The organism is Telluria sp. LT2P34, from assembly GCF_059685915.1.
In genome coordinates, this window is sequence record NZ_JCASIN010000008.1 from 91,344 (window position 1) to 103,997 (window position 12,654).

General features: G+C 51.1%; 8 protein-coding genes and 2 pseudogenes. 7 read left to right on the forward strand and 3 right to left on the reverse strand.

Annotated features, from left to right (window positions below; all coding sequences use genetic code 11):
• Positions 1 to 1,651 precede the first annotated feature (1,651 nt).
• Positions 1,652 to 2,131 (forward strand): hypothetical protein, encoded by a 480-nt coding sequence (locus tag AC56KZ_RS18460; protein ID WP_497163646.1) that lies wholly within the window; start codon positions 1,652 to 1,654, stop codon positions 2,129 to 2,131.
• Between the two features lie 199 nt (positions 2,132 to 2,330).
• Positions 2,331 to 2,519, forward strand: coding sequence for a hypothetical protein (locus AC56KZ_RS18465; RefSeq protein ID WP_497163647.1), 189 nt, complete (start codon positions 2,331 to 2,333; stop codon positions 2,517 to 2,519).
• A gap of 877 nt (positions 2,520 to 3,396) precedes the next feature.
• Here AC56KZ_RS18465 and AC56KZ_RS18470 read toward each other — a convergent pair.
• A pseudogene (locus AC56KZ_RS18470) lies at positions 3,397 to 4,441 on the reverse strand (IS110 family RNA-guided transposase).
• Between the two features lie 50 nt (positions 4,442 to 4,491).
• Between AC56KZ_RS18470 and AC56KZ_RS18475 the strand changes: the two are divergent.
• Together AC56KZ_RS18475 and AC56KZ_RS18480 are read left to right on the forward strand one after the other, a co-directional pair.
• Positions 4,492 to 4,884 (forward strand): hypothetical protein, encoded by a 393-nt coding sequence (locus AC56KZ_RS18475; protein WP_497163648.1) that lies wholly within the window; start codon positions 4,492 to 4,494, stop codon positions 4,882 to 4,884.
• A 71-nt stretch (positions 4,885 to 4,955) separates the two neighbouring features.
• Positions 4,956 to 6,143: pseudogene (locus AC56KZ_RS18480) on the forward strand (IS3 family transposase).
• Between the two features lie 1,264 nt (positions 6,144 to 7,407).
• Here the strand turns inward: AC56KZ_RS18480 and AC56KZ_RS18485 are convergent.
• Positions 7,408 to 9,780: a sensor domain-containing protein gene (locus AC56KZ_RS18485; protein WP_497163649.1), complete on the reverse strand. Its 2,373-nt coding sequence runs from the start codon at positions 9,778 to 9,780 to the stop codon at positions 7,408 to 7,410.
• A gap of 527 nt (positions 9,781 to 10,307) precedes the next feature.
• Here AC56KZ_RS18485 and AC56KZ_RS18490 point away from each other — a divergent pair.
• The 3 genes from AC56KZ_RS18490 to AC56KZ_RS18500 all read left to right on the forward strand — a co-directional run bounded on the left by AC56KZ_RS18490 (position 10,308) and on the right by AC56KZ_RS18500 (position 11,757).
• Positions 10,308 to 10,619: a hypothetical protein gene (locus AC56KZ_RS18490; protein WP_497163650.1), complete on the forward strand. Its 312-nt coding sequence runs from the start codon at positions 10,308 to 10,310 to the stop codon at positions 10,617 to 10,619.
• A gap of 393 nt (positions 10,620 to 11,012) precedes the next feature.
• Positions 11,013 to 11,330: an H-NS histone family protein gene (locus tag AC56KZ_RS18495; protein WP_497163651.1), complete on the forward strand. Its 318-nt coding sequence runs from the start codon at positions 11,013 to 11,015 to the stop codon at positions 11,328 to 11,330.
• Positions 11,331 to 11,622: 292 nt separating this feature from the next.
• Positions 11,623 to 11,757, forward strand: coding sequence for a transposase (locus AC56KZ_RS18500; RefSeq protein WP_497163652.1), 135 nt, complete (start codon positions 11,623 to 11,625; stop codon positions 11,755 to 11,757).
• Between the two features lie 417 nt (positions 11,758 to 12,174).
• On the opposite strand, the gene AC56KZ_RS18505 is transcribed toward AC56KZ_RS18500, so the two are convergent.
• Positions 12,175 to 12,420 (reverse strand): hypothetical protein, encoded by a 246-nt coding sequence (locus AC56KZ_RS18505; RefSeq protein WP_497163653.1) that lies wholly within the window; start codon positions 12,418 to 12,420, stop codon positions 12,175 to 12,177.
• Positions 12,421 to 12,654: the final 234 nt, after the last annotated feature.

The following is a 12,654-nucleotide window of genomic DNA, read 5'->3' on the forward strand; positions in this document are numbered from 1 at the left end:
ATGCGTGCTCTAGATCATGCTCCGCTGGCGGCGGGCGCGCAAACCACTATGTGACTGGACCAGGCCAAATCGTTGACACAAACTTCTGCTCCAAGCAGGGCTGCGCGCGGTAGCGTTACCCTGTGCATAGGATGGGCCTAAAGGCATTTATCGGACACGCCGGGGCGGAGACGGCCTTGGAATCGGGCCTAGCGAATTTTCATTAAGGCTCAGGATGCGTGTTCCGATGTGATCCGCGTTTATCGTGAAACGCAGGCGGACGAGGCCGAGCGGCTCCCAGCCACCTGTAGCAAGCAATTCTGGTAACCAGCCGCGCGCATAAAGGCGAATCGACACAATTGACGAAATCGACACCGCACTTTCATGTCTGCGCTTGGCCAACCAAAAACCTGCGAGAGAACCTGATTAAGCCGAGCTGCCATACTCGCGCGGAGTCCGCGCCGTACTGTAGAAAGGTTGCTTCCGCACCATTTGGCCTAGCCCTGGGTGCCAGTTTCTTCATCCGGTCGGCTACTCCTTTACTTCGGCAATGATCGCAGGGTATAGACCTATTTAGCGCGTCAGCCTGCGCGATTGGCAAGCAATGAAAAGTCCGCGAATGCGACCTTAAGATGTTAGTGCCGGTATATTTCCCGACCGCCGGCTCCGGTAGTAACGTCTCCTCAGACGTTAATTGCACTGTATTCTGATGGAGCAGAAAGTATGTCGGTTTGATTCAAATCAAAGAATAGTGCTTGCCTATTCAGCAATCGTCAGGTCGACAGGTGGGCAAGCATCGTAGCGCGCCGCTAATTTCGTTGGTGAGAGCGTTGCGGACAAGTTCGCTTACTCCTGTTTAAAAATTGCGGGCAGAATATCTCGCCGCGCCATCAGGGTCTCGGTGTGGCACACCTGCACCCCGGAAACGACTGTATGGTCTACTGACTATTTCGTGTGATTCCAGCCATCGATTGTGGAGCGGCCGGCGGTGTTAGAGCCTTCTGTCGGCAAGAAACCGCTAAGGCGTCGGTGGCGGGAGAGTTGTCGAAGCATCGGGCTTAACCACCGCTTTACTTGCCGCAGACGCGCGGGCGGCAGGTTTGGACTTTGTTTTGGGAGCCGAGAGCGCCGCGGCAACAGGGGCCGGCGCAACATCGAGCGGCACTAGTCCACCAAGTTGCTTAGGCTTTCTGCTGGCAGGGAACGGTAAAAACGCTGCTGGTAATAGAGTGATCAAAGCGTCGGCTTGACTGCCGGCGATTTCCTCTTCACTGACACGCGCGCGGAGCGTCGGGTCTTGTCTTGTCCGTGATATATGGAAACGCTACGACAGCAGCGGCCGTCGACACATCGAGCGGCACTTTTCCACTGCGCCGTTTCTAAACCGCTATTGGTCAATGGCCGGCCTCATTGTGTTGCTGTTCTTTAGCTCGGAGTACTTTGTAGTACGCCGGACTGTGCGTCCGAGACGGCCGCCGGGAATAACGCCGTTTGCACCCCTGCTAACCAGGTTGTAACCTGCTTCGATGTATTTGGCGATGAAATCGTCTTCGTCCACGCCCCATATCGCATGCTTTGCTAGGATGAAACACATGATCTTGAATCAGCTGCACATGACCCTTCTTTTCCACCTGCTCAGCTGCCGCTGGGGGACGGCTCGGATCTCGCGGGCATGCCCCTTAATACGCCCGACCAGATCGCGCGTCTGCACGATGGGCTGCATGGTGCGATCCTTACTCGACGCGATTCCGTAGACGGTGATAGGGCGGTCGAGGTCGTTACTAAACAACATGCTTGGCTGTTGTGTATAGAAGTCTTGATTCTCCCGCTCGAACAGGAGGCGCCGTTTGATGTACTACAACCGGACCTGTATCGTTTGCAATTGACCAGCCATGGGTCAACCTCAGCCAAGCTAACTAGCGCACCGCCGTTTGTGATCGGCGGCGTTGGTTTGCAGGATCCATCATTAATTCCCTGGCGGCGCCAGGTGCACTGCACACGGTCGGTGCGTCGCCGGCCTAAGCCGATGCCGCTGGCCGCGGTGCTCACCGAGAACGCCCAACTGTCCAAGGAGCTGCACGACATTAAGGGTGGCGCTGCCGGAACGCTGGCCGACAACGTGGCCAGTACCAGCAGCGTGTCAGCGGCTTAATGTGACGTCATCGTCCGTTGTGCCAAGGCGTGGAGGCCCGCTCGCGTCCAAGCAGCGGCCGAGGACCCGCTCGCGCTTTCTCTACGTCCGGTTCATACTTTGCTTGCTGCGCACTTGAAAACGCCATCTAGGCCTTTTGTATGCACGTCTAAGCGTCGATGCGCAATTGGTTACTAAAAAGTTATTGAGCGAGATGAACATGACCCAGTACGTGCTGCATGTGTACCTTGACCCTTTCGGCTGGGTATTTGGCCGCCTCTTCACCGGCGATGATGAAACCTGTAGCGTCACCGGTTGCGCTACAGTCAATGAGGTCAGGGAGGTCATCGAGAACACGGGCAATCGCGTTGATTTTGTGGTGGATGGCATGACTGGCAATGGACTTTGAATCTGGGGAGGTCTGCCAGCAAGCACCGGATGGCGTCTATGTCAGCCTTGTCGTCCGCGCGGGCCACCATGCTCTTACTGGTGCACTTACTGGCCGGCGCCGGCGACCCCTACGACTTACGGACCGGCTGACTACTAAATGCCTGGACCAACACTTGGTGTAAATGATGAGAAGCTAGCGATGACATGTACTCTGTCCAAACAGAACGCGACCGAGCTATCTGACCGTTCGTTACACAAAAATGAGGCATTGAGAATAAGCGCTTCATTGAGTCGTCGAAAGCGACGCGAGTAAAGCTGCTAACTTCGAACGCCCCTTCGCTCTTGCGAGCGAATATGGGTCGGTGATGTAAGGACACGAAGCGCAAGGAGGCGTGACACGCCCACCTCCTCCATGAAGGCCAACGCCGGACCTACGCCCTCGCACTCCGCTATGTAAAGCGCGCGTTCAATCTGATGAGCGGTCAGCGGGTCGTTCCGCTTATCTGTTTCAGGGCGACGTGACATTCGATGATTTGGACGGCCGAAAGAAGCATACGATGTTAGCAGTCCTGCACTGACAAGGCGCGCGCTTGAATCTGCAGTAGAGCGATCCGCAGCGTTTGAGTGTCCGTATATGGACTCCTCCTCGTTTGCAAACAATCCGTCTTCAGGCTATGAGGTACGACTGCTCACGTATATCCGGTCTCGTACTACTGCACCTGTCCAGGTGCAAGACCCTGATGGGCTATTCGCGCGCTGACTCTCTATCGCTTCGACGGGCTTGGAGGCCTCAGACGTTATCGGGTTTCATCAGCGTCAGTTCGACATGTTGGCCATCATGCGGCTTGTCATGCAATCATGCTTCGAATACTTCTTCAGGTACTTCTACAGTTGTGCTACGCGGCTTTACGTTGGTAGTCTGTTCCTCTAGCAAGCATCGCCCAAGCTATACGGGCCGTCATGTTCGCCAACGCTACCGCGGCAATATTCGGGTGTCGCGTCATCGCGATAAGCATCACCCAAATACTTAATCGATCCGTTTTCGCTTGTGCCGTTCGGGGAAGCCCGGGCGCCATGCACCAGCAAACTGCGCAGGTAAGCATCGCCCCGCTTGCTTATACCGAGCAAGCGCTCCTTTCCTCCAGAGCTGCTTTGCTTGCGCGTAAGCCCAAATGAAGCAGCCATCTGTCGACCGTTAGAAAACTGACTCGGGACTCCAACCGTTGCCAGCAATGCCGTCGCGGTAAGCGGCCCGACGCGACGCACTTGCTGCAACCGTACGGACACTCCGTCTTGCCGAGCGAGCTGTTCGATCTCCCGGTCGAGTTCCTCGATACGCTCATCGAAAGCCAGCAGATCTCGCCACGGCCCACGCAACAGCCGACGAAAACGTTCGTTTAGCACGTTTTCCTCGCCCTCGAGCCACCGGGGGATTGCCAACCTCAAGTGCAGCAGTTCTTTCGGCGCCACCAATCCATATTCGGACGCCACGCCCCGCAGCTGGTTGGCCTTCGCCTTGCGCTGATCCATCAGGCCCGAGCGCACCCGGTGTACGGCCTGGATATCCTGTTGCTCGACGGTTCTAACTGCGACGAAACGCATGCTCGGCCGGCTCATCGCTTCACAGATCGTTTCGGCATCGTTCGCGTCATTCTTGTTGCTCTTCACATAGGGCTTAACGAACTGCGGAGCGATTAGCTGCACCGTGTATCCCTTTGCCTGTAGCAACCCGGCCCAGTGGTGCGCGCCGCTACATGCTTCCATTCCGATCTCGCAGCCCGGTTCGATCCTGTCGAGCAGTACCTTGATCCAATCACCACGGACCAGCGTGCGCTGCCAGACCGTCGTTTCCAAGCAGTTTACGCCGTGCACTTGAAAGACATTCTTTGCCAGGACGACGCTGCAAGTTTCGCTGCTTGGGTGTAAGCTAAGTCGCTGCACTCTGCTTGCATGACTAAAGTGTAGTTTGTTCCACCGAAGGAAAATCAATCATGTCCTTGCGTGCTGAACTGGTACAGGTTCTGTTAGAAAGGAATGAGGTTGGACAGTCTCCGAGCTTCGGGATTATCAAAACGTGGCGTGATTACATGGCGAAATTTTCTCTTTTGCTAAATCCCACCCTCGTGAACGTGATGTTCTTGCGCAGCGCAGAGAAACATCGAGCCGAATTTCCATGGTTACCTTTATTACACATCAATCAATCACGCAGCGAAATTCTGAATTTACTTGAAGAGAGCTTTTCGAGCCAATCTTCCTTTCAAATTGAATGCGCTACACGTGCGCTCTTAAGTACAAATATCGACATGCTTTTCGAGCTGATAGGAGAGACGTTGACCGTTAAGTTCGTGTGCAGCGTGGCGGCACAACGAGATGCACAAGGCTGAGCACTTCAGTTTTAATTGCCACGACTACCGTAGACACTCCTGAGCCATAATCTCGGGCACAAGGAGAACGTATGGGTGGCAAGCGGTACACAGAAGAATTCAAGATAGCAGCAGTCAAGCAGGTAGCCCAGCGTGGGCACCCGGCGAGCGAAGTAGCGGAGCGGCTCGCGGTAAGCATCCACAACCTGTATTGCTAAACGAAGCGCCACGGTGTGCCTGAGGCTGAACGCAAGGCAGTCGATGCCCAGTGCGACGAGAAGCGTCGCTTATAGGCCGAGCTCAGCGTGTCACTGAGGAGCGCGACATATTGAAAAAGACCGCGGTGTACTTTGCCAAGACGTCCGGGTAATGTACACGTTAATTGCAGAGTTACAGGACCAATGCATGGTGCGCCGGCTGTGCAAAGTGCTCGAGGTGCAGCCGAGCGGCTTCTATGCCTAACAACTGAATCCCGAAAGCCATTGCACCAAGAAAGACCAGCGGCTACCCGCGCCGATTTAAGGAGCCCTCGCTTGGGGAAGCGTCTATAGTTATCGGAAAGTCAGCGACGATCTGCGTGAACTCGGTGAGCAATGCGGCATTAATCACGTCCACCGTCTTATGAGCTCGACCAGGTTTCATTCGCAAACCTGTTACGCCAGGCGCAAACACAAGCGTAGCGGCGCGCCTTCGCTCGTGGCGCTCAACTATCTTCAACGCCAATTTAACGTGCAAAAACCCCAACCGCGTTTGGGTAACAGATATTACATACGTCCGCACTTATGAGGGCTGGTTAGATTTGGCCGTAGTGCTTGATCTCTTTTCGCGCCGACTAATTGACTAGTCGATGAGTTCACGCATCGAGCGAGAGATGGCAATGAATCCGCTCACGATGGCGGCTTGGCGACGGCCGCCCAAGAATATGGTAACGCTGCATTCTGATCAGGGTAGTCAGTTCAGAAGCTATGACCGGCGCGACTTCCTCGACCAGCGCAATCTGCAGCAAAGCATGAGCCGACGAGGAATCTGCCACGATAACGTTGCGGCCCAGAGCTTCTTCCAGATCTCTAGAAAGGGAGCGAATCCGACGCAAGACTACGGCACCCGAGAAGAAGCAAAGCTGATGTCTTCGATTACATCATATGTTTTACAATCCGAAGCGCCGGCACAGCTTGAGCAATGACTTGCCGTCGGTCGAATATGAAAGGCAGTATTTCCAGCGGATCGTGAGTGTCTATGAAACCCGTGGCGATTCACTACTCACTACAAATAAGCCATAAAAGCGAACCATAAAATAGAACCGATGTTACAACGATCAAACACAATGCGAGAAGTGTATATATATTAACATTGCGAAACAAAGGCTTATGTTTCCGTGAGCGGTTAGTGTCACAGCTCATGCTACCCCCCCACATGCTCCTACCTATGTAGTTCTCAAATACATTATTACCCATTGTACAACGAGAATACTGGCTCAAAAAACATAATCCTGGATTTTCAGAGTCGGGCAAACAAAGAAGAAGAATAAATTTTTAAATTCGACAAGAGGTATTTACTTGAAAAAAAGCATTCCTTTGGTTCTTTTAACGTCGTGCCAGCATACGCTATAGAATTGAAATAACACCTGGAGACGGTCACTGGTAGGAAATACAAACCGCTACAAGTGATAGCCTAAGTGCCGTTAATTGTCCGCTATTTTTCCAGCCCCTTAATTATGCATCCGGCGTTTCTCGAATAAATAGAATTCCTCTGATTCTGACCATCCATTTCGTATCGCCAACTGTGCGATACGTCTTTCCAGATTTTCGCCAAGCCTTTTGAGCCATGACAACACAGCAGTCTTTAAAGAATTAGTCAACATAAGCAAAATATGGACCTGAAGTTTTTGCCTCTTCATATCTTGGAATCGAAATAGCTTTTATATTCAGAAACTGTCCGGACTTAGAGTTTTAAAGCGTACGTCGTCTCTCACTCGGAATCCGCTACCTTTCTAGTGGCTAAAATTCAATTGATGCAACTAGTTAATGCAGTGCATGCGCCGTTGAGGCAGACGGCTGCAGTCGCGCTGAACAGCTGAGGCATACTTATTGCTGTCATTAAAATAATATATATTCTAGCGAACCAAAATTATGTCACTTTTGATCGTTATCAATCATCGGCTATTTTGAATGGCCAGCGGAGCTGATGCAACGCTGTTTTCGAAAAGCTCGCTGCCGACCCTTAGGTGACCGGGTAGTATGAAAAAAACATCGATATTTCAGCTCTGAACTACCTATCATGACACGGCGACCCTAGCCTACAAACTGCCGCGCTACATTCTGTTGCCACCTGCTAGGTAGTACCCAATGGGAACTTGTCGCACAACGACAGTAGCCCTCTAAAACGGGAAAAGGTGCAAGGTTGCACGACTTGTCGAATCAAGGGTTACGCACCAGTGATAACGCCGTATAGCAAGTGGAAATTTTTGATGGCGATCTACGGCAATGTCAGGGTGTGCGCCGAGTAGTGAGGCACTGGCGATCTCATGCAAAGATTTAAAAACCTTTAGGAAGTCAAAATGACTTTTTTAAGAATCATATCTTGCAGTTCGTCATACGGCACAGCTGGGCTGAAGTAAAACCCTTGCATCTGGTCGCAGTCATGGAAACGCAGAAAGTCCAACTGTTCCTGCGTCTCAACGCCTTCCGCCACAACCTGCAGTTTCAGATTATGACCTAGTGCAATAATGGCACGGGGAATGACGTCATTCTCATCCACGTCGAGGTTGTTTAAAAACGACCGATCGATTTTTATGTAGTCAACTGGAAAGTTGCGCAAGTGGCTGAGACTTGAGTAACCAGCGCCAAAATCGTCGATTGACAAACGCACGCCTAACGCCTTAAGTTGAAAAAGTGCATTTTTAGCATCCTTAGGGTTGTCCATTAACTGACTTTCTGTCACTTCCAGCTCAAGATTGCATGGGCAAATTTGATGATTTCGGAGATTATCTTTTACCACATCAACAAAAAGACGATTTCGTAATTGACGTGCGGATAAATTAATTGAGATAAAAAAGTCGTTAATACCTACCGCTGATAACGCTTTTAACGCCTTACAAGCTTCGTTTAGTACCCACTCGCCGAGGGGTATGATTAAGCCTGTTTCTTCCGCGACTGGGATGAAGCTATCCGGCGCGAGCATACCGTAGTTGGGCCGTTGCCAACGTACTAGAGCCTCAGCCCCAATTACCCTACCGCTGCGCAGACAGATCCTCGGCTGAAAGCCCAGCATTAGCTCGTCAGTGGCAATGGCACTGCTCAGGCTGGTTTGCAAGAGCAAATGTTCTCGCGCAGCCTCACCCAGCTCAGTGGAATAGTATTGAACATTGTTCTTGCCCAGCGATTTTGCATGGTACATAGCAGCGTCCGCAGCACGCATGACTTGGTCAACCTCATTACCGTCATGAGGAAAGACGCTAACGCCGATGCTTGTGCTTGGCACAATCTCATGCCCATTGATGAGCATTGGTGTGCTTACGCTGCGTCGAATACGCTCTAGTAAGTCAGCTACGTGTTCATGGCTTGGCTGCTCATTTATTAGGAGTATAAATTCGTCGCCGCCGAATCGGGCAACCGTATCATGCTCTCGCACGTTTGCACGCAACCGTTCAGCAATCTCGCGCAGTACAGCATCCCCCGAGTCATGCCCTAACTTATCGTTAATGTGTTTAAAGTTGTCGAGATCGAGGAAGGCCAAGGCCCCAAGTGTTCGGTTACGCACTGCCTCATCGATAGCAAGTTGTAAGCGTTCCAACAACAACATGCGATTTGCGAGACCGGTAAGTGAATCATGGTGCGCCAAGTGGTGTAAACGTCGCTCGTAATGCCTAGTCTCAGTTATGTCTGCAATTACAGCGACGAAATGAGTAACATCCTCATTGACGCTTATGACAGGATCGACGCGAAGATCGTTCCAGAAAATCTCTCCGTTCTTCTTCCGGTTTCGCACTACGCAACGTACACTCTTCCCGTGACGAAAGGCCTCATATAGGCGTTCATAGTCATGGACGTCGCTGCCTTCGACGCGCATAAAATCGAGATTGCGCCCTTGAATTTCTGTAAGCGTGTAACCGGTGATCTGCTCGAAGGCAGGATTGACGTATTCAATCTCGTGGTCACCCTCGTCCCCTACACAGCGAGTGATTAGGACTGCATTAACGCTTGCGTACAAAGCACGCTCGCGTACTTGCAGGCTGCGCTCGACTCTTTTTCTCGCCGAAATATCTAGACCTGTCCCAAATATACAAGGTCGTCCCGCTAGAATTGTTCGAGTACAATGGAAAAGGTATTGAGTGCGCTTGCCTTGAGTGCCCACGAGTTCTGCTTCAATTGATGAGTGCCCCTGCTCGAATGCCTCCGCGATTTTCTGAACAATTACACAACGATCACGTGCGTCAAAAAGGTGTTGAACCTTGATAGAGCGGATCTCTTCAGCGCTCATCCCAAGTGCATCCTCGAGCTGACGGTTCCATAAAACCAAATGGAAGCTCTCATCGATTACGTAGAAGACACCAGGCAGTTCTTCGATCACCCCGCCAATTGTGAGATCAAGGACTAGAGAAGTACTAGGTAGCTCCGCTGGCAGCAGAATTACACTGACTGTCGGGCAAGTCCCTAATGGCTCCGCGGAAAACATCGTGCGAATAGCAATGCGCTGCCCGTCAGCACGGTTCAGGTGAGCTGTATATATCCGATTTTCGGTTTGACCAAGTAATACCAATTTATCATCGGGATTAAGCTCCAAAAAGCGCTCTATTTTTTTCACTTTAATCTGCTCGCCTAGATACCCAGTGATATTTTCACATGCCGAATTCCAGTGCAAAATCTGACCACTGACATCAATCATAAAAGCCGCGAGAGGCAGTTGAGGCACTGTCACAGGACACTCCATCCGTTAAGGTCGACGACAATTATGATTAATTGAGTAACTATGGCCTTTAGCCTCTCGCAGAAACCTCGTCGTAGCGAACCGTACTACGAACTTGAGCGATATTAACACTTTTGCATCAAAGCGCAAATTGATTGTTATCTGCTAAAGATCAGCCAACAGAGTTGTGCACGCTCTTGTCGAGTTTTTTAGGGCAGAAGTAGCCCTGGCACTCCTCTACGAAGATATGCTCACGCGCGCGCTTTATGGTTTCGCTACTTAGATACGTTGGTTCACTCTACGGGTCGCGTCAGTAGCTCAACAAGGAGGGGGCTGTCTCATTAGGCAATAAAAGAGTGTCTTTTCACTTTGGGCATCTTTGACCGTTCCTTGTCTCTACAGGCCAAACCTGCTTCTTCTCCCCTTGCGTTGTTCAATTTTCGGCCTAATCTGGATATGCGGTGGTTTGCCGCTTACGGTGTCCATACGCTTGCTTCCGCGCTGCGCGCTGACTTTTTGCCATTCGCCGGGAGGTCGAAATGACAAATCGTTTGATCCTAAAGCTCGCTGCATCCGTTGGCCTCGTGTTTGGCATCGCGCTGATGTTCGCTCCGGATGCGCTGCTTGAAACATATGGTGCCGACAGCCTCAACACTCCGGGCCGCGGCATGGCCATGTTGTACGGGGCATTGCTCACCGGTTTCGCCGTGATGAACTTTGCGGCCAGCCGCGTGCAGGACATCGCCGAAATTCATTACGTCGTGATCGGCAACGTAGCGGCGTTTACGCTTGCCTTTGCGATTACGTTGTACCCGCAGCTAATAATCGACACTGTGCCCGACACTGCCTAGTTCAATGTCATGCTTAACTTCGGGTTTGCGGCCCTGTTTGGCTACCTATACATGACCAGTCCCGCATGCTACCGTCTGCACGCCTCGGGCCGCCATGCATAACCCTTTTTGCTGCCGTGCCTAACTCGCATTGGTCAGAGGGCTATCGGGCATATGACGTTTTTTGGCTGGTAGTACTGCCAGTCAGCAGCTAAAGGACTGCTGCGGGGCGATAGCGGTCGTGCGAGCCCGTCTGCTCAAAACGATACGTCGCGGCTCGAGGACCAGATCGCATGCCACGGTACGTTAGCCTACCATTGCAGGTTTCCTATGGTCGCAACCTAGACTAGTGAGTGGCAGCTAATTCTTCATTCGTGGTAGGGTGCAGCTTCACCCATTGGAGACACCACGCAAATGCACGACCTATCTAAATATTCGCTGGCCCAGCTCCGCGCCTTAGAAGTTCAAGTGATCGACGAGTTAAAAACTCAACATTTTCTGAGTATTAGTAAGGCGCGTGAGCAAATTCTTCATATTGCGCGGAACGCCGGGCTGTCTGAAAAGCAGCTTCGCGCCATCAAAGTCGGTAAAGCGCCAAAACAAGGCGTTGCTTCGATCAAGTATCGTAATCCCGAAGATCCAACTCAGCAGTGGAGTGGTCGTGGACGACCGCCAGCATGGGTCAAAGCTTGGATTACATCTGGAAACTCTCTTGAAGATGTGAAAGTGTAAAGCCGTTGCGAACGCTCCAAAAATTTGAGTCGGATCAGAACTAGGGCTGAACATCTCGTTGGGTTTCGACGGACGAGCATAAAAGTCCGGTTTTGGCCTATTGCGTTGAAAAATTCAGCTCGAGTTTGCGATCTTAGTGACCTAGTGTTGTCCAAGTGGTCATGTAATGGGGGTCGCGACGATGGGACATTAAGCAACGAAGCGGGAGCTATTTGTATCGATCAGTTCTAGAATACGTTCCCGAAGACCATCTGTTGAGCCCAGTGGACCGCTTCCTCGATCCCGACGAATTTTGTGCCAGGTTGCAAATTCATACATCCATACTGGTCGACGATCGATCGATCCCGATATAATGGCTCGCATGCTGATCATTGGCTATTGCTATAGATTCGGTCAGAGCGCCGACTATGTGAAGAAGTTGGCATGATTCTGGCCTACCTATGCTTACGGCAGCTGCGGATTCAATGGTACCTCAACAGTATACTCGAACAGGTTAGGACTGCCAATCGCAAACGGACTTAAGCGAATGAGTTAAAAGCCACTCAGTTATTTGTTTGCGGTTAAGTGCGCGGTCAAGCGCTGTTTCAAACACTAATAAAGTGCCGTCAAGAAAAAGACAACGCGAACCAAGGATCATAAGTGCAACGATTCGTACAGCGACCTAGAGATGAAAGCCGGGGGTCCTGTTTGCTCTTAATCAACTCTCAGTATACAGGTCAGAATTACCGTATTGAAACATTGCTTAACCGCCATTGTGGCCTCTAATACGGTCGTTTAAACTTTTAGTGGTTTACAGAGGTATGCATCGACTTCCTTGTCTTAGCTCTTCCACTTACCGAAAAAACTAGTGCAGCACTTCGTCCGACCATGTTGCCAGCACCGTGCACTCAATGACGTCTTCTTCATATGTTAAGTGTAAATTCAACTCTTCAGCTGGAAACGTGGCAAGCTGAAAATGATCACGATCTTCCCTCATCAAGCTCATCCATTCCTCGCGTGCGACTAACCGTCCAGTAGCTACTGGCTGGTCTCTCAAGAAGCCTTTTTCATGATCGGCAAATGAGTTGGTGAGATATAGGATTTTGTCCATAGTTCAGATTCGATTTTAATTGCTTTAGTAGCCATAAACCGACAATCTGATTTTCGTAGACATTAGGTCAAGCGATCACGCTTCAGACTGCTTGTTTCGATGCCGGTGCGCGAGCCATATGACTTTGTTATTTTACGTGGTGAAATAGATCATAACGGAAACTTTTTTCGATGAAACGTTGAACTTTGGCAGTTGATTCTCGTCAAAGTTACTTCTCTTCACGATTAAAGGTAT

What these genes read in the sequence shown, in the direction of transcription:
- AC56KZ_RS18460 (WP_497163646.1), top strand. Translation starts at nt 1,652, where the DNA reads ATGCCCCTTAATACGCCCGACCAGATCGCGCGTCTGCACGATGGGCTG.
- AC56KZ_RS18465 (WP_497163647.1), top strand. Translation starts at nt 2,331, where the DNA reads ATGACCCAGTACGTGCTGCATGTGTACCTTGACCCTTTCGGCTGGGTA.
- AC56KZ_RS18475 (WP_497163648.1), top strand. Translation starts at nt 4,492, where the DNA reads ATGTCCTTGCGTGCTGAACTGGTACAGGTTCTGTTAGAAAGGAATGAG.
- AC56KZ_RS18490 (WP_497163650.1), top strand. Translation starts at nt 10,308, where the DNA reads ATGACAAATCGTTTGATCCTAAAGCTCGCTGCATCCGTTGGCCTCGTG.
- AC56KZ_RS18495 (WP_497163651.1), top strand. Translation starts at nt 11,013, where the DNA reads ATGCACGACCTATCTAAATATTCGCTGGCCCAGCTCCGCGCCTTAGAA.
- AC56KZ_RS18505 (WP_497163653.1), bottom strand. Translation starts at nt 12,420, where the DNA reads ATGGACAAAATCCTATATCTCACCAACTCATTTGCCGATCATGAAAAA.